Source organism: Stenotrophomonas sp. 17(2023) (assembly GCF_030345315.1).
GTDB classification, from domain to species: domain Bacteria; phylum Pseudomonadota; class Gammaproteobacteria; order Xanthomonadales; family Xanthomonadaceae; genus Stenotrophomonas; species Stenotrophomonas acidaminiphila.
On the sequence record NZ_CP128405.1, the window covers coordinates 1,009,344 to 1,033,675 of the forward strand.

The window sequence follows — 24,332 nt, forward strand, 5'->3', positions numbered from 1 at the left end:
ACGCAAGGGCGGGATCATGCCGCGGCCACGGTTGCAGTCCGGTTACAGCCGGCCATGGCCGCACTGCCCGGGTGTGCTTGGGCAGGGGCCTGCCATGCTCGCAGGCGGTGTGCCGCCGGGCCGGTGCCGGCGCGGTGCCGCCCACCGCTGGCCGCCCATGTTGCGCAGGCCCGGGCACACTGCGCACCGGCTTGCGGCCCGCCTGGCAGGTACAGGTTTCACTCGGCTTTCCGCCGACTGCACGCTATCGTTGCGCCGCCGGAGGACGGAACAGGATGGAGCGATCGTGGCGGCGGGCGAAGGTACGGCCAGGTGGTGTGGAAGGCGGGACGGCCGTACAGGCCTGGTGGACGGTCGTGGGGGCGTGCTTGGCGACAGCTAGGGCGGTGACCCGGGGCCGGGTTCTGCGTGGATTGGGCCGGTCCGGGCTGGTGCTCGCCTGCCTGGCGGTGGGCGCGTGGGGCGCACTGGCGCTGTGGTTCCAGTTCCCCGGCGGTACCGTGGCCCGCGGGGTGGTCATCCTGCCCTGGTGCATTGCCGGGGTGTGGGCGCTGCGCGCGTGCTTTGCGTGCCGGCGGCGCTGGCGTTCGCTCGCGGTGTTCGCCGCGGCACTGGCGCTGCTGCTGGGCTGGTGGGCGACGATCCAGCCGCGCCAGGACCGGCAATGGGCCGATGACGTCGCCCAGCCGCTGCATGCCCGCATCGAGGGCGGGCGCCTGCTGCTGGACAACGTGCGCGATTTCCACTGGCGCGGCGAGGACGACTACGACGTCCACTGGGAGCGGCGCGAGTACGACCTGGCGCAGGTGCGTTCGGTCGACCTGATCCTGTCCTACTGGATGGGACCGGCGATCGCGCACACGCTGGTCTCCTTCGGTTTCGCCGACGGCCGGCAGGTGGTGTTCTCGCTGGAGATCCGCAAGGAGCGCGGCGAATCGTTCTCGGCGCTGGGCGGCTTCTTCCGCAGGTTCGAGGCGGTGCTGGTGGCCGCCGACGAACGCGACATCGTGCAGGTGCGCACCAGCGTGCGCGGCGAGGAGGTCTATCTCTACCGGTTGCACGGCCTGGACCAGGACGGGATGCGCGCGCTGCTGCGCGACTACGTCGCGCAGGCGCAGGCGCTGGAGCGGGCGCCTGCGTTCTACAACACGCTGACCAGCAACTGCACCACCGTCGTGTACGAACTGATGCGCCGGATCGTGCCGACGCTGCCGCTGGACTACCGGCTGCTGCTTTCCGGCTACCTGGCCGAGTACGCCGACGATGTCGGTGGGCTGGTTCCGGGGGTGCCCTTTGCCACGCTGCGCGAGCGCGGCCGCATCACCCAGCGCGCCCGCGAGGCGGGCGACGTGGCCGATTTTTCCCGCCGGATCCGCCAAGGCGTCCCCGGCATTGCCGAGGAACATGTTCCATGACGCATGGGCTGCAGGCGCGCATGCGCCACTGGCTGGCTCCGTTGTTCGCCGCGGCGCTGCTGCTGTCCAGCGGCTGCGCGATGGTGAAGGTCAAGCAGGTCACGCCGGCCGATTACGCGATGCTCAAGCGCGAGGACATCCTCAGCAGCGGACGCCTGAGCGCGCTGTCGCAGGAGTCGCTGAGCGTGATCGGGCTGACCGCCGCGCAATGCGCCAGGGACCTGCCCGCATGCCGGCAGACCGTGGCCACCACCGACGGGCTGCAGGCCGAGCAGCGCCTGTCCACGCTGGCCGAACTGTGGATGCAGCAGGCGCTCGCGCTGACGCCGCGGGCCCGGGTGGGTGAGGCGAATCCGTTGTCCGATGCCGCGCTCGATGCCTGGCTGGAGACCGCGCGTTACGCCTATGCCTACCTGTTCTTCAGCGGGCGTACGCCGGCCGAGCGCGCCCTGGAGGACCGGCTCACGCAGGTGCGCGACTACTACAACTACGCCGCCGAGCAGACCGCGGCCGTGGTGTTCCAGCACACCCGCGCCCGCGTGCTGGAGGGCGCCGACTACCGCAGCCCGGTACAGGTGGACCGCTGGACGATCCGCTCCGATTTCGACCGGCTGCAGCTCGATGGCGTTCCGCGGCAGCTGGTGTCGGCCGCCTCGGTGAGCTTTGCCGGCCTGCGCAGCACCTATCGCCGCGATGGGTTCGGCGCCGAGCTGGTGGTGGTGATGGAAGCGCCGCCGCTGGCGGTTCCGGTGGACGGCGCCGGCCCGGTCGCGGCGCCGGTGTTCAGCGAGATGCCGGCGATCAACGCCACCGCGCTGCTGCGCTTTGGCGGCGGCACCCTGGACGAGGTGCTGGCCACGCGCGAGATCCGCCTGGAGGCATGGTCGCCGGACACCACCACCAGTCTCCGGCTGGAAGGCCAGGAGGTGCCGCTGGCGGCCAACTTCACCGCCGCCTACGGCCTGTGGATGGCGCAGTCGGGGTTCGCCACCGAGTCGCTGCGCACCCTGTTCGGCCGCGGCGAGGGCATCCGTGAGCCGCATATCTACCTGATGCAGCCGTACGACCCGGACCGGCGCATCATCTTCATGCTGCACGGCCTGGCCAGCAGCCCGGAGGCCTGGGTCAACCTCGCCAACGAGATCATGGGCGATCCGGAAATGCGCCGGCACTACCAGATCTGGTCGGTGTACTACCCGACCAACGCGCCGATCGCGCTGAACCGCTACACCGTCAGCAACGCGTTCAACCGGACCCTGGACCACTTCGACCCGGGGCGCACCGCGGCGGCGACGCACGACATGGTGTTCATCGGCCACAGCATGGGCGGGGTGATCGCGCGGCTGATGCTCAGCGAATCGGGCGACACCCTGTGGAACGGCGCGGTGGAGCGCTTCAACCTGCGCGGCGAGCGCCTGCGCCGGGTCGAGGCCCGGCTCGGCCCGCTGGCGCGCTTCTCGCCGCAGCCCGATGTCGGGCGCGCGATCTTCATCGCCTCGCCGCATCGCGGCACCGATATCGCCGGCAACCGGCTGGGGCGCCTGATCGGCAAGCTGGTGCGGCTGCCGCTGACCATCCTGGGCAAGTTCGAGGACGTGTTCCTGGCCATGCAGGACGTCGAGCCGTCCGCGGACACGTCCAAGCCGCCGCGCATTGGCAACAGCATCGACAACCTCAAGGCGACCGATCCGTTCATCAGCGCCTCGTCCGCGCTGCCGATGGCGCCCGGGCTCAAGTACCACTCGGTCATTGCCCGGCGCAAGGCGGACATGCCGCTGGAGGCGTCCGACGATGGCCTGGTGCCGTACTGGAGCGCGCATCTGGACGGGGCGTTGTCGGAGAAGGTGATCCTGTCCGGGCACAGCGTGCAGGAAACCCCGGAAGCGGTGCTCGAGGTACGCCGCATCCTGCGCCAGGACCTGCGCATGCACGACGGCGCCGACCACCGCTGAGCGGATCCGCGCCGGTGGGCTTCGGTGTTGGTGGGTCGAGCGGTCCACGGTGATGCGCGGCGGCCGTGCCGCCAGTGGACGGCTGGTGTCAGCCGGCGCCGGCCAGCTCCTGCCCGCGCCGTGCCGCCGCGGCCACCGCGTCGCCCACCAGGGCGTGGAAACCGCCGCCGGCCAGGGTTTCCAGCGCGGCCTGGGTGGTGCCGTTGGGCGAGGTGACGGCCTGGCGCAGGGCGCCGGGACTCTGCCCGCCCTCGGCGAGCATGCGTGCCGCGCCGAGGATGGTCTGCACCACCATCTGCCGCGCGGCGTCATCGGCCAGCCCCTGCGCGCGGGCGGCGTCCTCCATCGCCTCGGCGAGGGCGAAGACATAGGCCGGGCCGCTGCCGGAAACCGCGGTGACCGCGTCCATCAGGGCTTCGCGTTCGATCCAGCGGATCTGCCCGGCACCGGCGAGGATGGACTGGGCGAGCTGGCGCTCGGCGTTGCCGACCTCGGCACCGGCGTACAGCCCGGTCATGCCGGCGCCCAGCAGCGCCGGGGTATTGGGCATGGCGCGGACCAGTACCGCGGCGTCCCCCAGCCAGCCGCGCAGGGCGGCAAGGGTGACGCCGGCGGCGATCGACACGACCAGGGTGCCGGCGCGCAGCCGCGGCGCCAGTTCGGCGCAGACCGCGGCCATCACCTGCGGCTTGACCGCCAGCACCAGCACCTGTGCGTCCAGTGCCGCCGAGGCGATGGCGGCGGCGGTGCGCACCCCGTGCTCGTGCTGCAGGGCCTGGCGCAGGGCGTCCTGGGGTTCCACGACCTCGATCGCGGCGGCCGGCATGCCGGCCCGGGTCACCCCCGCGATCAGGCTGCGGGCCATGTTGCCGCCGCCGACGAAGGCGATGCCGGCGGGAAGGGAAGACGTCGGGTGATTGCCGCTCATGCAGGCCTCGTAGCGATCGGGTGGCGTGTCCCGGGCGTCGGCCACAAGGCGCCGCCCGGCCGGACAGTGTAGCCAGACCCGCGGCCCGGGGGTGCCAGGGCACCGGCCGCGCCGGCAACGGCGGTCGTCGCGCGGCCGGCGCGGCAGCCGCTGTGACGCGTTGCCTGCAATCGGCAGCGGTGGATCGACCTCTTACGCCGGAGGGCTATACTGCGCGGCAGGGGAAACACCTTCCAGCCATCCGCAACCTCGGGGAAACACAGCGTATGGACATCGCTGAACTTCTGGCGTTCTCGGTCAAGAACAAGGCCTCGGACCTGCACCTGTCCGCCGGCCTGCCGCCGATGATCCGCGTCGACGGCGACGTGCGCCGCATCAACATCCCGGCACTGGACCACAAGCAGGTCCATGCCCTGGTGTACGACATCATGTCGGACAAGCAGCGCCGCGATTACGAGGAATTCCTCGAGGTCGACTTCTCCTTCGAGATTCCCTCGCTGGCGCGCTTCCGTGTCAACGCGTTCAACCAGAACCGCGGTGCCGGTGCGGTGTTCCGCACCATTCCCTCCGAAGTCCTGACCCTGGAGGACCTGGCGTGCCCGCCGGTGTTCCGCCAGCTGATCGAGCAGCCGCAGGGACTGATCCTGGTCACCGGCCCGACCGGTTCGGGCAAGTCGACCACGCTGGCGGCGATGGTGGACCACATCAACAAGAACGAATACGGCCACATCCTCACCGTCGAGGATCCGATCGAATTCGTGCACACCCCGCAGAAGTGCCTGATCAACCAGCGCGAAGTGCACCGCGACACCCACGGCTTCAACGAGGCGCTGCGCTCGGCGCTGCGCGAGGACCCGGACTACATCCTGGTGGGCGAACTGCGTGACCTGGAAACCATCCGCCTGGCGCTGACCGCCGCGGAGACCGGCCACCTGGTGTTCGGCACCCTGCATACCAGTTCGGCGGCCAAGACCATCGACCGCATCATCGACGTGTTCCCGGCCGGCGAGAAGCCGATGGTGCGCTCGATGCTGTCCGAATCGCTGCGCGCGGTGATCTCGCAGGCGCTGCTGAAGAAGGTCGGCGGTGGCCGCATCGCCTCGCACGAGATCATGGTGGCCACGCCGGCGATCCGGAACCTGATCCGCGAGGACAAGGTCGCGCAGATGTATTCGGCCATCCAGACCGGCCAGCAGGCGGGCATGCAGACCCTCGACCAGAACCTGCAGGACCTGGTCAAGCGCAGCCTGATCACCCGCAACCAGGCCCGCGAATACGCCAAGGACCGGCGCCTGTTCGAATAAGGCGCGGGACGGCGCGGCACGCCGCGTCGCCGTTGCGCCGGGGAAGGCGTACAGTCGGTACCGGCAACGCCGTCGGCCCCGGGGGAGGGCGGCGGCGCCGGCCTGCAGATCAAGGTTCCACAGGAGCCCGTTATGAGCACCATCGATTTCACTTCGTTCCTCAAGCTGATGGCGCACCAGAAGGCGTCGGACCTGTTCATCACCGCCGGCATGCCGCCGTCGATGAAGGTGCATGGCAGGATCAGCCCGATCACGCAGACGCCGCTCACCCCGCAGCAGAGCCGCGACATGGTGCTCAACGTGATGACGCCGGCGCAGCGCGAGGAGTTCGAGAAGACCCACGAGTGCAACTTCGCCATCGGCCTGTCTGGCGTGGGCCGCTTCCGCGTCAGCTGTTTCTACCAGCGCAACCAGGTGGGCATGGTGCTGCGCCGGATCGAGACGCGGATCCCGACGGTGGAGGAGCTGAACCTGCCGCCGGTGATCAAGACGCTGGCGATGACCAAGCGCGGCATCATCCTGTTCGTCGGCGCCACCGGCACCGGCAAGTCGACCTCGCTGGCGGCGATGATCGGCTACCGCAACCAGAATTCGACCGGGCACATCATCACCATCGAGGACCCGATCGAGTTCGTGCACAAGCACGAAGGCTGCATCATCACCCAGCGCGAAGTGGGCATCGACACCGACAGCTGGGAAGCCGCGCTGAAGAACACCCTGCGCCAGGCGCCGGACGTGATCATGATCGGCGAGGTCCGCACCCGCGAAGGCATGGACCACGCCATCGCCTTCGCCGAGACCGGCCACCTGGTGCTGGCGACGCTGCATGCCAACAACGCCAACCAGGCGATGGACCGCATCATCAACTTCTTCCCGGAAGACCGCCGCAGCCAGCTGCTGATGGACCTTTCGCTCAACCTCAAGGGCGTGGTCGCGCAGCAGCTGGTGCCGACGCCCGATGGCAAGGGGCGCCGGGTGGCGATGGAGATCCTGCTGGGCACGCCGCTGGTGCAGGACTACATCCGCGACGGCGAGATCCACAAGCTCAAGGAAGTGATGAAGGAATCGGTGCAGCTGGGCATGAAGACCTTCGACCAGAGCCTGTTCGAGCTGTACCAGGCCGGCGAGATCAGCTACGACGACGCGCTGCGCCATGCCGATTCCCAGAACGAGGTGCGCCTGCGCATCAAGCTCTCGCAGGGCGGCGATGCCAAGACCCTTTCGCAGGGGCTCGATGGCGTGGAGATCGCCGGCACGCGCTGAACCTGCGCCCGGCCGATGGCCCTGCCGGTGGACGGGCAGGGCAGTAGCGGCTGTCGCTGCCCCGCTGCCGCCGAGGAGCGCGGGCCTGGGCTGGCCTTTCCCACTCTGCCCGATTGTCGTGGCGGCGGCCATGCGAGGCCCGCCCGCCTGGCGCGCGTGCGGATGATCATCGGTGGATGCCGGCGAGCGGCGGGGCGTGCGCGCTGCCGTGGTGTCGCGTTTGCGTGCGTGCGTGCGTCGGCAGGCAGCGCCGGGCCGGCCGCATTGAGCGGGTCATCCCCTGCCTGGCCCGCATTGCGCCGATGGGGATGCCGCGCAGTCTGCCCCCTTGGAAGAAAGACAAACGGCAGGCGATACGTGGTCGTTGTAATTTCGTGAAATCCACGTGAAAATGTGACCCATGTAGGAATTGAAGTGCGGGCGACCGCTCAATTCCGAGAAGGGGGCTTCTGTCTTGCATGTAACGCGTTGCTGCCGAACGGCAGCGACGGCGGGTGCGTGCGCGGGTGGGTTTTCGTCCTTCCCGGCGACGGATGGCGGCACAGGCGGGTAGTGCTTTGAAAATGGGGGCTTGATGGTTCCAGTGCTTGAAGAAGCTGCCCGGGCCGCATCCGCGTGCCCGTGGGGTATGCCTTTGGCGCGCCTGTGGCGCCCCTTGGGCGCAGTGCTGCTGCTCGTGCTGCCGTGTGTCGCAGCGGCCGCACCGGCCGCCAAGGGCACTTCGCCTGCCACCGGGTCGAGCCTGCCGGCACGCAAGCCGGGACTGTGGGAGGTGACCCTGGCCGCGCATGCGGCGCAGGGCCCGGGGAGCGCGATGCAGCCCGAGGTGACGGTGCGCCAATGCACCAGCACCGCCGTGGAGCCGGTCATGCTGCTGGCGCTGCTGCCGGCGCAGGAAAACTGCAGCCGCACGCACGTCACCCGGCGCACCGGGCAGGGGGGCGGCCATGAGATCGCCACGACCTGCAGCACCCACCAAAGCCCCGTCCAGGGACGCATGGAACTGTGGGGCGACCTGCAGTCGGTCTATGGCGGCACCTTCAGCGTCAGGTTTCCGCAGGCGCCGCAGAACAACGTCGGCCCGGTGCGGTTCCAGGGGCGTTGGCTGGGGCGCTGCGGTGCCGGGCAGCGCGCCGGCGACATGCTCCTGCCCAACGGCATCACGGTGAACGTTGCCGACGATGCCGCGCGCGTCCAGGGCCATGCCCATTGAATGACATCACCTGCCCCGGCCCCGCGTCCCGCGGGCACCGCGAGCCGCGGCCACCGGGTGGCCGCTCTTCCAATCCACATGCCGCATTCGAATCACGGGTACCGCCCATGAAGGCTTCAGCTCATCCCCGCGTCAACACCGCACCTTCCATGCGCGAGGGGCTGCAATGCCGGCGCGCCGGCTTCATGGGCTGGCGGCCGCGCATTGGCGCGGCACTGGCGGCGCTGGGCCTGTTCTCCCTGCTGGCGGTGGCGCCCGCGGCGCAGGCGCAGATCAGGAACGGCGGTTTCGAGACCCAGAGCTTTTCCGACTGGACGCTGCGCGACTACAACCGCCCGAACGTCCTGGCCACGGATGCGCCGACCACCACCGCGCAGCTGGGGCTGGTGGCCACCGGGACGACGACGACCGGCGGCAACGGCAGCGGCTACCGCGCGCAGATCCTCACCTCGCCCGGCACCGCGGCCAATACCAACGGCATCCTGCAGTTCCCGTTCTCGGGAACCGCATCGGCCCTGGTCGGTGGCAACGACGGGCAGGCGAGGAAGGCGACCTCGATCGAGCAGGAGGCCACGATGACGCTGGCCGACGTCGATCCCGTGGACGGCAAGGTGCATATCCGCTTCGCGATGGCACCCGTGCTCTACGACGCCGGGCACAGCGCGGTGGAACAGCCGTTCTTCTTCGTGGAAGTGGTCAACAAGACCAAGGGCAACACCCAGCTCTTCCAGACGTTCAACTTCGCCGGACAGGCCGGCATCCCGTGGACCCGGGTCGGCAACTACCGCTCCACCAACTGGCAGGGCTTCGACATCGCTCCCGGCAATGGCCGGCTGGACCCCGGTGACGTGGTGGTGCTGAAGGTGTTCGTCTCCAACTGCCAGCCAGGCGCCGCCGATCACACGGCACAGGTCTACATGGACGTGTTCGGCTCGAAGATGCCGGGCCTGAGCGTGGCCGCGTCGGGGCCGTCCACCACCAAGCCCGGCGAACAGGTCACCTACACCTACAACTACGTCAACAACAGTGGCGTCTACGCGCTGGGATCGATGGTGCGCCTGGCCGCGCCGGTCACCGCGGACGGCAAGTACCTGGCGTTCGTCCCCGGCAGCTACCCGAACACCTGCACCGGCGTCCACGATGGCATCCCGCCGCGGGCGGACTACATCGATTGTCCGGTGGGCGACCTGGTGAACGGCGCCGGCGGCAGTTTCCCGGTCACCTTCACCGTACCGGCCGACGCCGCGACCTCGGGCAGCGGTGCGGTCATCAACAACGGCGATTACGACGTCCGCGCCAACACCGTGAGCCCGTTCATCGGGCCGCTGGTGAAGACCCGCATCGCCGCCGGCGCGGCGGTCCTGGTGGACCTGGGCATCGCGATCGGCAACGGCAACGTGCCGTCCTACCTCGCCGGCGGAGCCGTCACGTACGAAGTGACGGTGACCAACCACGGCCCGGTCGACGTCACCGGCGCGCTCATCCGTCAGACCACGTTGAGCGGCGTGACCAATGCCGCCGCGGCCAGCTGGACCTGCAGCGCGCCGGGCACGGCCAGCTGCGGCGCGGCCAGCGGAACCGGGGCGCTGGATACCACCGGCAACCTGCCGGTGGGCCAGACCCTGGTCTATACGATCACCACGTTGAACGCAGCGGCTGCCGGCACGCCGGTCGTCACCGTGGTCACGGTGGCGCCTCCGGCGGGCATGACGGACAGCGCGGCGGCGAACGATTCGGCCGGCATGAGCACCCCGGTCAGTACCGCCCAGTACACCCTGACCGTCAACACCCTGGGCGCGGGCTCCGGGCGGGTGGATGCCGTGCCTGCCGCGGCGGCCTGTCCCGCGGCTCCTGTTCCGGCGGCGGCCTGCAGCCAGCAGCAGCTGGGCCAGAACGAAGACGCTTACCTGACGGCGGTCGCCGGTGCCGGGAGCATCTTCAAGCGCTGGGATCCCGCCGGGGACTGCACGGCGGTCAATGGCAGCGAGTGCCACCTGAACATGGGGTCGGCCAACAGGAACGTCACCGCGGTCTTCGCGCGTGCCTGGGTGGTGTCGCCCACCGTCATCGGCGGCACCTGGACCGGTGAGCCCTCGGTGGAGGAAGGCTCGACCGGCACCTTCACGGTCACGCCCAACGTGGCCGGCAGCGTGCCGACCGTCGTTTCCGATACCTGCGCGGTGACGCAGAGTGGCCCGGTCGGCGGCAAGTACACCTACACGACGGGGCCGGTATCGGCCGACTGCGCGTTCCGCATCGAGTTCCCCAGCCCGGTGCTGGCGGTCAGCAAGAGCGCCTCGGTGGCGAGCGCGCCGGTGGGTACCTCGTTCGACTATGTCATCCAGGTGAGCAACACCGGTGCGCTGGCCACCACCGCGCCGGTGCAGGTGAGCGATTCGATTCCGACGGGACTGACGATCGTGGCGGCATCGCTGCCCGGCGGTTGCACGCAGAACCAGCAGGTCGTGTCCTGCACGATCGCCTCGCTGGCGTCCGCCGATACGGTGACCCGTACCATCCGGGTCACCGCCACGGCGGCAGCGACCGGCAGCACCAGCAACACCGCGACCGTGAGCGGCGGCGGTGACACCGCCTGCCCGGTGGCGAGCCCCTGCCGCAGCAATACGGTGATCGTGACGGTCGGTAGCCGGCCGGACCTGGCCATCACGAAGAGCGCCTCGGCGGCGACCGTTGTGGTTGGCGCGGCATTCAACTACACCCTCGTCGTGACCAACTCCGGCACCGGGCCGACGACCGCCGCCGCGACGGTGACCGACGTGATACCGACGGGCCTGGCCATCGGCAGCCTGCCGTCCGGCTGCGCGCTCGACCCGGCCGGCAGCCAGACTGTGGCCTGCACGATCGCCGCCGGCCTGTCCAACGTGGCGCCCGGCAACACCGCGACCTACGTGATTCCGGTGACGCCGACGGCCGCGGCTGCGGCCGCGGGCAGCGTGAGCAACACGGCCAGCGTGAGCGGTGGCGGCGATCCGGATTGCACCACCGGGTGCGCCAGCAACGCGGTGACGACCACGATCACCGCGCCGGCACTGGCCATCGCCAAGAGCGCCTCGGTGGCGACGGCGGTGGTCGGCGTGGCATTCGACTACACCCTCACCGTGAGCAACACCGGCACGGCGGATACGACGGCCGTCGCCACGGTCGTCGATGACGTGCCGGCCGGCCTGACCATCAACACCGCCCCGGGCTGCGGTATCGCCGGGCAGACCGTGACCTGCACGGTCGCGGCGGGTCTGACGACCGCGACCCCGGCGGACTTCACCATCAACGTCACCCCGACCGCGGCCGCGGCCAGCAGCGTGCAGAACACCGCGCGCGTCAGTGGCGGTGGCGATCCGGATTGCACCGCCGGCTGCGCCAGCAACGCGGTGACGACCACGATCACTGCACCGGCACTGGCGATCGCCAAGAGCGGTCCGGCAAGCGCGATCGTGGGCGTCCCGTTCGACTACGTCATCACCGTCAGCAATACCGGGACGGCGGACGCGATCGCCGATGCGACGGTCGTCGACGAGGTGCCCGCGGACCTGCTGATCAACACCGCCGCCGGCTGCGCCATCAGCGGCCAGACGGTGACCTGTACCGTGCCCCGGGCCAGCCTCGCGATCAACGCGACGGCGATGATCACCATCAACGTGTCGCCGATCATCCATGGCAGCAATGCGGTGAACACCGCCCGGGTGGCAGGCGGGGGCGACCCGGCGTGCCCGGTGGGCGCGCCCTGCGCAAGTGCCGCGGTCACCACCGCGCTGGTCGCGCAGAACCCGGTGCTTGACCTGGTCAAGAGCGCGACCGTGCCGACCGGCTACGGTGCCGGCGAAACCCTGACCTACAGTTTCGTGTTGACCAATGCCGGCAACGTGGCGCTGACCGGCGTGGCGTTGAACGATCCGCTGCTGGGCGGCGCGGTGGCCTGTCCGGGCACCACGCTGGCCGTGGGTGCGTCGATGACCTGTGGCCCGCGCCTGTACACGCTGACCCAGGCGGACGTGGATGCCGGCGTGCTGGTCAACAGCGCCACTGCCCGTGGCCTGCCGCCTGCACCCGCCCCCGGCGTGGCGCCGAAGGCGGTCACCGGCAGCAGCAGCACCCGCACGCCCATCACTCATGCGCTGGACCAGGAGCTGGGCAAGGCCGTGACCGCGGACAGCACCGGCGGCGACGCGGCCGTGGGCGACGTGCTGACCTATACGGTGACACTCACCAACAGGAGCAATGCGACGCTGGCCAACGTGGAGCTCAGCGATGCCCTGATCACGCCGCGCAGCATCGTCTGCGCCAGCGTGGCCCCGGGCGCGGTCTGCCAGCTGGTGGGTACCTACACGGTGACCCAGGCCGACGCCGACGCCGGCGTGGTCCGCAACACCGCGCGTGCCAGCGGCCCGCTGTGCCCGGCCGGCACCGGCGATCCGCGCTGCAGCACGATCCTGAGCACGCCGGTGGTGTCCATCCGCGCCAACGACGATGGCGCCACGACCAAGGCCGGCATGCCGGTGACCACCCCGGTGCTGGACAACGACACCCACGTCGGCGGCGCGATCGATCCGGCCAGCGTGACGCTGACGGCGACCTCGGCGGATGGCACCCTCAGTGTCGATCCGGCGACGGGTGCGATCACCTTCGTTCCCGCGCCCGGTTTCGCCGGTACCACCACCTATTCCTACCGGGTGTGCCTGGCCGCGCCCAACGCGACGGTGTGCGACACCGCCACGGTGACGGTGGTGGTGGCGCTGCGGTTGATCGTCGCGGTGGATGACGTACCGCCGGCAACCGATGGCAGCACCGGCGCGCCCTCGCTGGGCAATGCCTACGACAACGACACCCTCGACGGGGCGCCGGTCGACCCGACGAAGATCACCGGCACCGTGACCACGCCGGCCACTCCGCTCAAGGGCGGCCCGGTGCCGGTGCTGGATCCGGCCACGGGCGAGGTGAGCGTGCCATCGGCAACGCCGGCCGGTACCTACACCATCGGTTACCGCATCTGCGAGGCGCTGCATCCGGGCAACTGCGCCGACGCAAGCGTGACGGTCACGGTCACCGCGCCCGCGATCGAGCCGGTGGGCGACAATGCCGAGCCGCTTTCCGGCGACGGCGGAGGTACGACCCCGAGCGTGCTGGAAAAGCACACGCTCGGCGGGCGTCCGATCCGCCCCGGCGAGGTCACCCTGGTGCCCGGCGTGCCGTCGCACCCGGGCCTGAAGATGAATCCGGACGGCACCATCCGCATCGGTACCGCGATCCCGACCGGCACGTACACCTTCTCGTACACGATCTGCGAGGTGCTGAATCCGGGCAACTGCGTCACCGCCACGGTGACCGTGATCGTCGCCGGCCAGGTGCAGCTGCGGGTGACCAAGGTCGCCGGCATGCGCGAGGTGCGCCTGGGCGACCTGGTGCGCTACACGCTGACCGTAGAGAACAGCGGCACTGTCGGCCTGATGGGGGGCAGCGTCATCGACACCCCGCCGGCGGGCTTCAGCTACGTGGAAGGCTCGCTGCTGGTCGAGGACGGCGACAACGCCGCCACCGTGGCCGGCCAGCGTCCGCTGCGCTTCGATGGCCTGGACGTCCGCGCCGGCGGCAAGGCGCGGCTGGTGTACCTGATGCGGGTGGGGGCGGGCGTGCGCGCCGGGACCCTGGTCAACCAGGCGCAGGCGCGCTCGCTGGAGGGCGAACCGCTGTCCAACGTGGCCACCGCCGAGGTGACCCTGGCGGGCGATCCGCTGCTGGACGACAGCCTGGTGTTCGGCACGGTGTTCAACGACCGCGATGGCGATGGCTGGCAGGACAGTGCCGCGCTGACCGGGGTCACCGTGCAGGGCGGATTCGCGCCGGGCGCCTACGTGGCCCATTCCACCACGGTGGATCGTGGCGACGGCATGCAGCCGCAGGCCGACGCCAGCGCGCCGCTGCTGCATGGCATCGTCGTGGGCGCGATCGGCGGACGCCAGTCTGAAGCCGATCCCGCCCATGCGCGCCAGGTGGTGGTCCGCCAGCGCCTGCGGGCACTGGATTTCAGCGATGACTTCGTGCTGACCAGCGACCAGGGCGTGAGCGTGCGCATGGACCGCGCGGGCGTCACCACGGTCCATCGGGACGGTGAGGCGGCCAAGGGCATGAACGCGGCGGCACCGACCGTCGAGCGGCGCATCGCCCGCGGCGCGGACGATTACGTGGTCGATTACGTGATCGGCAATGCCGGCATCGACGAGCGCGGCATCCCCGGTGTGCGCATCGCGTCGGTGGAAGGGCTGCTGGTCGAAACCGACCAGTACGGCCGCTATCACCTGGCCGGCATTCCCGGCGGCGCGTGGGAGCGCGGTCGCAACTTCATCCTGAAGCTCGATCCGTCCACCCTGCCGACCGGTGCGGCGTTCACCACCGACAATCCGCTGCTGCGCCGGGTCACCCCGGGCATGCCGGTCCGCTTCGACTGGGGCGTGAAGCTGCCGGAACGGGCGGTCGAGGGTGGCGCGCGCCAGGTGGAGATGGAAATGGGCGAAGTGTTCTTTGCGCCCGGCAGCGCCCAGGTACAGCCGCGCTACCGGCAGGCGGTGGAAGCCATGGCCGCGAAGGTGCGCGAGCACCCGGGCATGGAAGTGGTGATCCAGGCCGAGGCCAGCAACGAGGCGCTGGCATTCGGACGCGCGGCGGCGGTCAAGGCCGCCCTGCTGGCGCAGCTCGACGAGGCCACGGCCAGGACCTTGAGCGTGGTCGCCCGGGCCAAGGTGGGCGACACCGCGCCGCTGGTGGCCGGCATCGACGGCCAGGGCGTGCTGCTGGGCACGGTGCTGTTCGATACCGGCAAATCGGCCATCCGGCCTGGCTTCGAAGCGTTGCTGGACACGGTGGCTGCCGCGCTGGAACGGCTGGGCAGCGGCCGCGTCTCCATCGTCGGCCACGCCGACGTGCGCGGCTCCGACGCCTACAACACGGCCCTGGGCCTGGCGCGTGCCAAGGCGGTGTCCGATGCATTGGGCAAACGCCTGGGCGCCGAAGCGCGAAGCAGGCTGCGGGTGGACAGCGCGGACGTTCCGGCGGTGCCGGTTGGCGTGCGCAAGTAAGGGGCCGGTCATGGACAAGCGTATGAAGATGAAGCTACTGGACTACACCCTGCTGTGCCTGCTGGCCGGCGCGACCACCCCGTTGGCCACGGCCGCGGCGAAGCTGGACGGCGGCGCGCCCGGCGGGTCCACCGAGCCTGCCGAACCCATCCAGGGCGGCGCGCCGGAACAGGCGCCTGCGGCGCTGGACTGCGGCGCGGACGCCTGCACCGGCGACGACGGCCTGCTGTTCCAGCTGCGCACGCGCAGCCATGCCGCCCCGGTGACCCGGGGCACCCATGCGGGTTCGTCCTCCGACGCCCTGCAGCCAGACCGCCGTGTCGAGGTATCGGTCGAACCACAGGGCCGGGCCGTGGCGATGGGCAAGTACTCCATCGACCTGCCCGGTGGCGGGGTGGTGTGGGCGACCGAGGACCCGACCCTGGGCGCTCCGGAGCTGTCGGTATCGGCGCCGTCGATGGTGGCCTTCGATGGCGAGCGCGTGCTCAAGCCGGTGCAGTTCTATGCGCGCGGCAACTATCCGGCCTTCATCGAACGGATGGAGGTGCGCCTGTACCGCGCCAGCGACGCCGACCTGATCGAGCCCGTGGCCACCGTGCCGCTGGACGTGGCGGCGGTCAGCCATGGCGACTGGGATGGCGTGTTGCCGGGCAAGTACCGCTTCCGCAAGGGCGATGAGCTGGTCTACGTGCTGCGCGCCACCGGCGCCAACGGCCAGTTCGACGAAACCTCGCCGCGGGTGCTGCAGCTGGTGTCGCCCGAAGATGCCGAACGTGGCGCCAGTGCGCTGCGCAACAGCACCGAGAAGCGGCTGGGCAATGCCCTGAGCGCCGAGCAGGCGCAGACCCAGAGCCTGATCGACGACGTCTTCGCCGGCAGCGGCCTGCGCCAGCAGAACATCCCGCTGTACGGTTCGCGCATCCGCATCCAGGGCCGCAACATCCCCGCGGGCATGGCGCTGAGCATCAACGGCGAAAGCTATCCGGTGGACCTGGAGCGCAAGTTCGTCGCCGAGTACCTGATGCCGGTCGGCGCGCACCGTTTCGACATCGGCGTGGGCGGCGAGGGTGGTCCGGCGCACCGCCTGGACGTGGACGTCACCGGGCGCTACTTCTTCGGCGTCGCGCTGGCCGACGTGACCATCGCGCAGAACAAGGTCAGCGGTTCCAACGAGCCGTTCCGTGGCGACGCCAACTATCGGGACGACGTCATCAGCGATGGCCGGCTGGCGTTCTACGGCAAGGCCAAGCTGCGCGGCCGGTACCTGGTGACAGCGCAGGCCGATACCACCGAGCGCGACCTGGACCGGCTGTTCAACGGTTTCGGCAAGGCCGATCCGCAGGACATCTTCCGCCGCCTCGACCCGGACCTGTACTACCCGGTCTACGGCGACGATTCCAACACCCGTCGCGACGTGGACACGATGGGCCGGTTCTACCTGCGCATGGACTGGGACAAGAACCAGGCGCTGTGGGGCAACTACGCCACCGGCCTGACCGGGACCGAGTTCGGCCAGTACCAGCGCGCGCTGTACGGCGCGGCGCTCAACTGGCGCTCGAACGCCAGCAACCGCTGGGGTGATGCCGGCAGCGAACTGCGCGTATTCGGTTCGCAGGCCGAAACCGCGCCGGGCCACAACGAATTCATCGGCACCGGTGGCAGCCTGTACTACCTGCGGCATACCGACCTGCTGCCCGGTTCGGACGTGGTGACCCTGGAGATCCGCGACCGCAGCAGCGGCCGTACCGAGAACCGGGTGGTGCTGCAGCGCGGGGCCGATTACGAGATCGACGAACTGCAGGGCCGCATCCTGCTGACCCGCCCCTTGGCGCAGATCACCCGCGACAACAGCCCGACCCTGACCCGCGATGCGCCGCTGGACGGCTTCGAACAGCGCCTGCTGGTCGACTACGAGTGGGTGCCGACCGGCTTCGATGCCGATGACGTGACCGTGGGCTTCCGTGGCAAGCACTGGATCGGCGACCACGTCGGCCTTGGCGCGACCTGGGTCGACGAGAACCGGGCCGGCGAGGACTACACGCTCAAGGGCGCCGACCTCACCCTGCAGGCCGGCAAGGGCACCTACCTGAAGGCCGAGTACGCGCAAACCGAATCCTTCGGCGTGCCGGCGTTCTTCTCCGACAACGGCGGCCTGAGCTTCATCCAGCAGAACGACACCGCGTTGAACCGCAAGGGCGATGCCCGCTCGCTCGAAGCCCGCGCCAATTTCAGGGAGCTGGGCTGGACCGAACAGGACTGGGCCGCCGGTGCATGGTGGCGCCAGACCGACGCCGGCTATTCCGTGTCCCGCTACGACACGGGCCTGCCGGTGACCGAATACGGCGCCGAGATGCTGGGCCAGTTCACCCCGAACCTGGGCCTGTACACCCGCTACACCCGCGCCGAGCGCGGTGCCGACACGCTGGCCCAGGCCCAGGCCTCGCTGCAATGGCAGGCCAGCGACGCGGGGACCCTCAGTGGCGAACTGCGCAGGGTCGATCAGCAGGGCAGCTACCTCGATGCGGTCGGCACGCTGGCGGCGGTCAAGTACCTGCACCGCTTCGGCGCCACGATGGAGCTGTACGGCGTGGCCCAGCTGACCGTGGACGACGACGGCGGCAAGTACGCCGACAACGATGCCTTTACCCTCGGTGCCAAGCACCTGTTCGGCAACAACTCGTCGGTGGGCGCGGAAGTGACCGACGGCGACCGTGGCAACGCCGCCACGCTCAATGCCGAGTACCGCATCAGCCCGGAACACGCCTTCTACGGTGGCTACACCTATTCGGCCGATACCACCGAGCGCGACCCGCTGTTCAATCCGGGCGGGCAGAACGGCTGGACGCTGGGGCAGCGCTGGCGGGTTTCCAGCCAGGTCAACGTGTTCAACGAAAGCCAGTTCCTGAAGGAGCGCGGCGAGGCCGGGCTGGCGCATACCTTCGGCATGGATTTCTATCCGGCGCAGGGCTGGAACACCGGCTTCACCCTGTCCAATGGCGAACTGGAGAGCACGGGCGGCGGCGTGGTCGAGCGGCGCGCAGCCAGCATTTCCGGCGGGCGCACCTCGCCCGACACCGATTGGCAGAGCAAGCTGGAATGGCGCCGCGACAGCGGTGCCGAGCGTCGCGAGCAGTGGGTCAGCACCACACGCATGACCCACCGCATCAACGACAGTTGGCGCATCGCCGCGCGCTTCAACTACGCCGATACCGACGACCGCCTGGATCCCGCCGCGGGCGCCCGTTTCGTCGAAGGCAATTTCGGCTTCGCCTATCGTCCCTGGAACAGCACCCGCTGGGGCCTGTTCGGCCGCTACACCTACCTCTACGACCTGGCGTCGATGGGCCAGCTGGGCGGCGCGCAGTACGACCAGCGTTCGCAGATCGTCTCGTTCGAGGGCGTCTACCGCCACGACCAGCACTGGGAATTCGCCGGCAAGCTGGCCCGCCGCGAAGGCGAGGTGCGCATGGGTCGCGGGGCCGGCGTGTGGCTGGATTCGGCCACCACCTTCGGTGCCATCCAGGCGCGCTACGAACTGCGCGCGCAGTGGCATGCGCTGGGCGAATACCGCCAGCTGCAGGTCAAGGACGGGGGCACCCGGCAGGGCTTCCTGGTGGGCGTGGACCGCGACCTGAGCGGGAACTTCCGCATCGGCGCCGGTTACAACTTCACCGAGTTCAGCGACGACCTGACCGACTTCGACTACGACCACGAGGGCTGGTTCGTGAACCTGAGCGGTCGCTACTGAGCCTGCCGCCGCGCAGGCGCGGCAGGTGTGCGCCAGGCGCCCGGGCAGGGGCCTGGCGCCACGGCGGAACGGCGCCGGCCGGCGCCGGGCGCAATCAGCCGCCGGCGCCGCCCAGCCACGGCGGCGACGCCGCGCGGATGTCGGCCATCACCGGGCAGTCATCGCGGTGCGCGCCGGGCAGGTAGCCCAGGCTCATCAGGAATTCGCCGGTGATCTCGCCGCCGGTGAAGCGGAACGTCCTCTTGAACAGCTTCACCCAGTCGGCTTTGGGCCGCGGGTGGTGCGCGTCCAGCCACTGCGCGAAGCCGCCGTGCGAGTCGCGCAGGGTGCGGATCACCCCGGCATTGTGGATGGCGGCCAGCACCTTGAGCCGGTTGCGGATGATGCCGGCGTCACCCAGCAGGCGGGCGATGTCGGCCTCGCCGTAGGCCGCCACGACATCCACGTCGAAGCCGTGGTAGGCGCGGCGGAAACCCTCGCGCTTGCGCAGGATGGTTTCCCAGCTCAGCCCGGCCTGGTTGATCTCCAGCAGCAGGCGCTCGAACAGTTCCTGCTCCGCACGCTGCGGGAATCCGTACTCGCGGGCGTGGTAGTGGGCGTGGACCGGGTGACCGGGCGCGATGTCGCAATAGGCGCTCATGGGCGGCGATGGACCCTGGGCGGGCCAGTATAGGCGTGCATGCCTGCGCCGGCGGCGCGCTCCGGGCGCGGCCGCGTGGCTGACGGTAGAATGCGGCCATGTCCACGCACTTCGACAATCTGGCCAATCACCTGCTGGTCGCCTTGCCCTCGCTGACCGATTCGGCATTCGCGCGCAGCGTCGCGCTGATCTGCCAGCACGACGACAACGGCGCCATGGGCGTAGTGGTCAACCAGCCCTCGGAATACACCCTGGGCGAAGTGCTCTCGCAGATGGAGATCGACACCGGCGACGAGCGCCTGCGCGCCGTGCCGGTGCTCAATGGCGGCCCGGTGCACACCGGGCGCGGTTTCGTCATCCACGACGATGCCCGCGACTGGGATTCCAGCCTGGCGGTGGGCCAGGGCCTGTACCTGACGACCTCGCGCGACATCCTCGAGGCCATGGCCCGTGGCGATGGCCCGCGCAATGCGCTGGTCACCCTGGGCTGCGCCGGCTGGGGTGCCGGGCAGCTGGAGCAGGAACTGGCCGAGGACAGCTGGCTGACCGTGCCGGCCGACCCGGTGGTGCTGTTCGACGCGCCGCTGGACGAGCGCTGGCAACTGGCCGCCTCGCGCATCGGCGTGGACCTGTTCCGCCTGGCCGGGTACAGCGGCCATGCCTGATCCGGCGCCGCTTCCGGCCGACAGCACCGTGCTGGGCTTCGATGTCGGATCGCGCCGCATCGGCGTGGCCATCGGCAGCGCCTACGGCGTGGGCGCTCGTGCCCTGGCGGTGGTCGAGGTGCGCGGCGACGGCCCCGACTGGCCCGCGCTCGACCGGCTGCAGCGCGAATGGCGCCCGCATGGCCTGATCGTCGGCGACCCGCTGACCCTGGACGGCGACGACCAGCCCAACCGCAAGCGCGCGCAGGCCTTCGCCCGGCAGCTGCTGCAGCGCTACCGGCTGCCGGTGCTGCTGGTGGACGAGCGCTCCAGTTCGGTGGAGGCCGCGCGACGCTTCGCCACCGAGCGCGCCGAGGGCCGCAAGCGCCGTCGCGACGCCGCCAACCTGGACGCGGTCGCCGCCGCGGTCATCATCGAACGCTGGCTGTCCGCCCCCGGCGACGCCACTCCCGTTTCCTGACCCCCAAGACCTGCCATGACCGCCTCCCAACTCGATGCCGACGGACGCCTGCGCCACCTGCTGACCCTGGAGGGGCTGCCGCGCGAACACCTGCTGCAGCTGCTGGACCGCGCCGGGCAGATCCGCGACGCGGCGGTGGGCCGTGTCGGCAACAAGCGCGGGGTGCTGGCCGGCACCGCGGTGTGCACGCTGTTCTTCGAACCGTCCACCCGCACCCGCAGTTCGTTCCAGCTGGCCGCGCAGCGGCTGGGCGCGGACGTGCTGAACTTCGACGCCTCCACCTCGTCCACGCGCAAGGGCGAGACCGCCTGCGACACGCTGCGCAACCTGGAGGCGATGGGCGTGCGCGGCTTCGTGGTGCGCCATCCCGACGACGGCGCGGTGGCCGAGCTGGCCGCCGCCGCGGGCGAGGGCACCGCGCTGGTCAACGCCGGCGACGGCCGCAGCGCGCACCCGACCCAGGGCCTGCTGGACATGCTGACCCTGCGCCAGGCCAAGGGCCCGGACTTCTCGAAACTGAAGGTGCTGATCGTCGGCGACGTCAAGCACTCGCGCGTGGCGCGCACCGACCTGCATGCGCTGCGCACGCTGGGCGTCGGCGAAATCCGCGTCTGCGGCCCGCAGTCGCTGTTGCCGGACGAAGACACGCTGCGCGGCTGCGTGGTCGGCCAGGACTTCGATGCCATGCTCGAAGGTGCCGACGCGCTGATGATGCTGCGCCTGCAGCGCGAGCGCATGGAAGAAGGCCTGGTGCCGTCGCTGGAGCAGTACCACGCCGAGTACGGCCTCACCGCCACGCGCCTGCGGCGTGCCGCCAGCGACGCGGCGGTCCTGCATCCGGGCCCGATCAACCGCGGCGTGGAAGTCACCGACGAAGTGGCCGACGGCCCGCAGTCGTGGGTGCTGCGCCAGGTCGCCAACGGCGTGGCCGTGCGCATGGCGGTGCTGGAAACCCTGCTGGGCTGAGCGTCGCGTCGCGGCGCCGGCCCGCGGCCGGCGTTACCGGCGCTGCGCGAACAGCCACTGCCACATCGCCGGGTCGGCGTAGGTGGCGTCCCAGGCGTTGTGGTTGCCCTGCGGGTACTCGGTGTAACGCACATCGCGCGCGTCGGCCTGCTGGAAGGCGGCATGCAGCCGGCGGTCGTCGTCCGGCCGCACCACGTCGTCGCGCGCGCCATGGAAGATCCAGACCGGGGTGTCCTTCAGGCGCAGGGCCATGGCCTGGTAGGGGTCGGCCTCCGCGGCGACGGCCTCGACCCGCAGGCCCGGCCGTTCGGCGCGCGGAGGGCGCACCGCGCCGCATACCGGTACCAGCGCGGCGAAGCGCCCCGGGTCGGCCAGGGCGATGTTCCAGCTGCCGTAGCCGCCCATCGACATGCCGGTCAGGTACTGGCGCCCGCGGTCGGCTCCGAACTCGCGGATCGCCGCATCGAGCGCGGCGACCGCCAGACGCGCGTTGCGTCCGCTCCACTCCTCGTCCCTGGCCACCTGCGGCAGCACCGCCAGCGCGGGGAAATCCGCCGCATGGGCGCGCAGGTAGGGGCCCAGCCCGACTTCGGTCTGGCGCCTGCCGTCGTCGCCGCGTTCGCCCGAGCCGTGCAGGAACAGCACCACCGGCAGCGCACCGGCCCCGCGCGCCGACGCCGCCGGGATGAATACCTGGTAGGGCATGCGCACGCCATCGAGCTCGACGCTGCGGGCGACGAACCGGCCATCGCCGCTGCCGGCAAGCGAGGCGCAGCCGCCAGCGACGGCCATCAGCACGAGCAGGGCAAGGTGATGCAGACGGGGCAAGGCCATGGGACGTTCCGCGCCGGGGATGCCGGCATCGTAGCGGTGATGGCAGGCCGGTGCCCGGTGCGCCGCATCATCCGCGGTGTGGCGCGCTGGCCAGGATGGCCAGCTGTCCGGCGGCCTCGGCATTGCCGGCCGCGGCGGCGGCCTGGACCTGCGGCAGGTCCGGGTGCAGCACCACCAGCAACGGGAACTCGCATTGCGGGCAGGCGTACTCGCTCTGCTCGTCGTGCAGTTCCAGCTCCATCTGCCGGGAGCTGCCCTGCCATTCGCAGGCGGGGCAGGTGTGGCGATGGTCGCGCCATCCGGGCTGGTAGTAGTCGCTGAGGGTGGTGGTCATCTAGGGTGTCCGGCGTAGGGGGCACGTGAGGGCCGGACGCAGTGCCGGCCGTGATCGCGGGTGCGCGGCTCAGCGCAGCAGCACCAGGGTGGCCAGGCCGAGGAAGGTGAAGAAACCCATCGAGTCGGTGATGGCGGTCAGGAAGATGCCGCTGGCCAGGGCCGGGTCGAACCCCAGCCGCTTGAGCGTCATCGGGATCAGCACCCCGGCCGACGCCGCCAGCAGCAGGTTGCAGGTCAGGGCGATGAAGATCACCAGCGACAAGCCGGGGTTGTGGAACCAGACCAGCACGATCAGCCCCAGCACCGCGCCCATCAGCAGGCCGTTGAGCAGGGCCACGCGCAGTTCCTTCCACAGCAGCGCCTTCACGTTGGAGGCGCCCACCTGGCCCAGCGCCAGGCCGCGCACCATCAGCGCCAGCACCTGGGTGCCGGCGTTGCCGCCGAGGCCGGCGACCATCGGCATCAGCACCGCCAGCGCCACCAGCTTGTCGATGGTGCCTTCGAACTGGCCGACCACGTTGGCGGCGACGAACGCCGTGCACAGGTTGACGAACAGCCACACCAGGCGCCGCCGCATGGCGCGCCAGACCGGGCTGAACAGGTCTTCGTCCTCGTCCAGGCCGGCCGCGCCCAGCGCCTGGTGCTCGGCCTGGGCACGGATGATGTCCACCACGTCGTCGATGGTGATGCGCCCGATCAGGATGTTGTTGTCGTCCACCACCGGTGCCGACACCCAGTCATGGTCGGAGAACTGCCGCGCGACCTCGTCGGCGCTCTCGCCCACGTCGATGGCCGGTTGTTCGTCGTCGACCAGGCGGTTGATCGGTGTGCTGTCCTCGTGGGTGACCAGCGAGGCCAGCGACACCCGGCCCAGGTACTGGTGGCGGCGGCTGACCACGTACAGGTAGTCGGTGTGGTCGGGCAGTTCGCCGCGCAGTCGCAGGTAGCGCAGCACCACGTCGATGTTGACGTCCGCGCGCACGGTGACCACGTCGGGGTTCATCAGGCGCCCGGCGGTGTCCTCCGGGTAGGACAGCACCTGCTCCAGCCGCTCGCGGTTCTCGCGGTCCATCGACTTGAGCACTTCGTCGATGACGGTGTCGGGCAGGTCCTCGACCAGGTCGGCCAGGTCATCGATGTCCAGGTCTTCGACCGCGGCGATGATCTCGTCCGGGTCCATGTCGGCCAGCAGGCTTTCGCGCACTTCCTCGCCGACGTGGACCAGCACCTCGCCGTCGTCTTCCTGGTCGACCAGGCCCCACACCACCTCGCGCTTGCCCGGCGGCAGCGATTCGAGCAGGTTGCCGATCTCCGCCGGCGCCAGCGTGTTGACCAGCCGCCGCACCGGCCCCAGCCGGCCACTGTCCAGCGCGTCGGAAAGCATGCGCAGCTGGCGCGCGGTCTTGTCGTGGCGTACGGCTTCGGCCATCGGGACTCCGGGAACGGGAGGGCCGCGATGCAGGATGCGGCAAGGAAGGTGTCGGGCGCGTCATTATCACGCGCCGGTGTTTCAGTGCACA

General features: G+C 70.3%; 15 protein-coding genes. 10 read left to right on the plus strand and 5 right to left on the minus strand.

Features of this window, described 5'->3' with window-relative positions:
* The first annotated feature begins 428 nt into the window (after positions 1–428).
* Together QQA12_RS04510 and QQA12_RS04515 are read left to right on the plus strand one after the other, a co-directional pair.
* Positions 429–1,415 carry a DUF4105 domain-containing protein gene (locus QQA12_RS04510; RefSeq protein ID WP_233324909.1) on the plus strand — a complete coding sequence of 329 codons (987 nt, stop codon included), beginning with the start codon at positions 429–431 and terminating at the stop codon, positions 1,413–1,415.
* Complete coding sequence (locus tag QQA12_RS04515) at positions 1,412–3,367, plus strand: alpha/beta fold hydrolase (RefSeq protein WP_054663708.1); 1,956 nt, start codon at positions 1,412–1,414, stop codon at positions 3,365–3,367. The genes QQA12_RS04510 and QQA12_RS04515 overlap by 4 nt, the downstream gene beginning before the upstream one ends.
* Positions 3,368–3,455: 88 nt before the next feature.
* Here QQA12_RS04515 and proC read toward each other — a convergent pair whose 3' ends face one another.
* Entirely contained in the window at positions 3,456–4,295 is an 840-nt protein-coding gene (proC, locus tag QQA12_RS04520; protein WP_226050203.1) for a pyrroline-5-carboxylate reductase, read from the minus strand.
* Between the two features lie 266 nt (positions 4,296–4,561).
* Between proC and QQA12_RS04525 the strand changes: the two genes are divergently transcribed.
* The 5 genes from QQA12_RS04525 to QQA12_RS04545 all read left to right on the plus strand — a co-directional run bounded on the left by QQA12_RS04525 (position 4,562) and on the right by QQA12_RS04545 (position 18,911).
* The gene (locus QQA12_RS04525) at positions 4,562–5,599 is read left to right on the plus strand and encodes a type IV pilus twitching motility protein PilT (protein WP_104938226.1); all 1,038 of its coding nucleotides are present in this window, start codon (positions 4,562–4,564) and stop codon (positions 5,597–5,599) included.
* Positions 5,600–5,731: 132 nt separating this feature from the next.
* The gene (locus QQA12_RS04530) at positions 5,732–6,862 is read left to right on the plus strand and encodes a PilT/PilU family type 4a pilus ATPase (RefSeq protein WP_054663718.1); all 1,131 of its coding nucleotides are present in this window, start codon (positions 5,732–5,734) and stop codon (positions 6,860–6,862) included.
* Between the two features lie 664 nt (positions 6,863–7,526).
* Complete coding sequence (locus QQA12_RS04535) at positions 7,527–8,075, plus strand: DUF3617 family protein (RefSeq protein ID WP_226050284.1); 549 nt, start codon at positions 7,527–7,529, stop codon at positions 8,073–8,075.
* A gap of 107 nt (positions 8,076–8,182) precedes the next feature.
* The gene (locus QQA12_RS04540) at positions 8,183–15,163 is read left to right on the plus strand and encodes an OmpA family protein (protein ID WP_226050202.1); all 6,981 of its coding nucleotides are present in this window, start codon (positions 8,183–8,185) and stop codon (positions 15,161–15,163) included.
* Positions 15,164–15,185: 22 nt separating this feature from the next.
* On the plus strand, positions 15,186–18,911 hold the full coding sequence (locus QQA12_RS04545) for a hypothetical protein (protein ID WP_226050201.1): 3,726 nt from the start codon (positions 15,186–15,188) through the stop codon (positions 18,909–18,911).
* 94 nt (positions 18,912–19,005) lie between these two features.
* Here the strand turns inward: QQA12_RS04545 and QQA12_RS04550 are convergent, their stop codons facing one another.
* The gene (locus QQA12_RS04550; RefSeq protein WP_226050200.1) at positions 19,006–19,551 is read right to left on the minus strand and encodes a DNA-3-methyladenine glycosylase I; all 546 of its coding nucleotides are present in this window, start codon (positions 19,549–19,551) and stop codon (positions 19,006–19,008) included.
* 98 nt (positions 19,552–19,649) lie between these two features.
* Here QQA12_RS04550 and QQA12_RS04555 point away from each other — a divergent pair, with 98 nt between their 5' ends.
* Genes QQA12_RS04555 through QQA12_RS04565 form a run of 3 tightly spaced genes read left to right on the plus strand, consistent with a single transcriptional unit; the run spans position 19,650 to position 21,642 of the window.
* Positions 19,650–20,216 (plus strand): YqgE/AlgH family protein, encoded by a 567-nt coding sequence (locus tag QQA12_RS04555; protein ID WP_054663734.1) that lies wholly within the window; start codon positions 19,650–19,652, stop codon positions 20,214–20,216.
* Positions 20,209–20,676: a Holliday junction resolvase RuvX gene (ruvX, locus tag QQA12_RS04560; RefSeq protein ID WP_226050199.1), complete on the plus strand. Its 468-nt coding sequence runs from the start codon at positions 20,209–20,211 to the stop codon at positions 20,674–20,676. The genes QQA12_RS04555 and ruvX overlap by 8 nt, the downstream gene beginning before the upstream one ends.
* Before the next feature lie 15 nt (positions 20,677–20,691).
* On the plus strand, positions 20,692–21,642 hold the full coding sequence (locus QQA12_RS04565) for an aspartate carbamoyltransferase catalytic subunit (protein ID WP_054663740.1): 951 nt from the start codon (positions 20,692–20,694) through the stop codon (positions 21,640–21,642).
* Positions 21,643–21,675: 33 nt separating this feature from the next.
* Here QQA12_RS04565 and QQA12_RS04570 read toward each other — a convergent pair whose 3' ends face one another.
* From QQA12_RS04570 to mgtE, 3 genes are all read right to left on the minus strand, one after another.
* Complete coding sequence (locus tag QQA12_RS04570; RefSeq protein WP_226050198.1) at positions 21,676–22,476, minus strand: alpha/beta hydrolase-fold protein; 801 nt, start codon at positions 22,474–22,476, stop codon at positions 21,676–21,678.
* A gap of 67 nt (positions 22,477–22,543) precedes the next feature.
* Positions 22,544–22,810, minus strand: coding sequence for a hypothetical protein (locus QQA12_RS04575; RefSeq protein WP_226050197.1), 267 nt, complete (start codon positions 22,808–22,810; stop codon positions 22,544–22,546).
* Positions 22,811–22,879: 69 nt separating this feature from the next.
* Complete coding sequence (mgtE, locus tag QQA12_RS04580) at positions 22,880–24,241, minus strand: magnesium transporter (RefSeq protein ID WP_054663749.1); 1,362 nt, start codon at positions 24,239–24,241, stop codon at positions 22,880–22,882.
* Positions 24,242–24,332 lie beyond the last annotated feature (91 nt).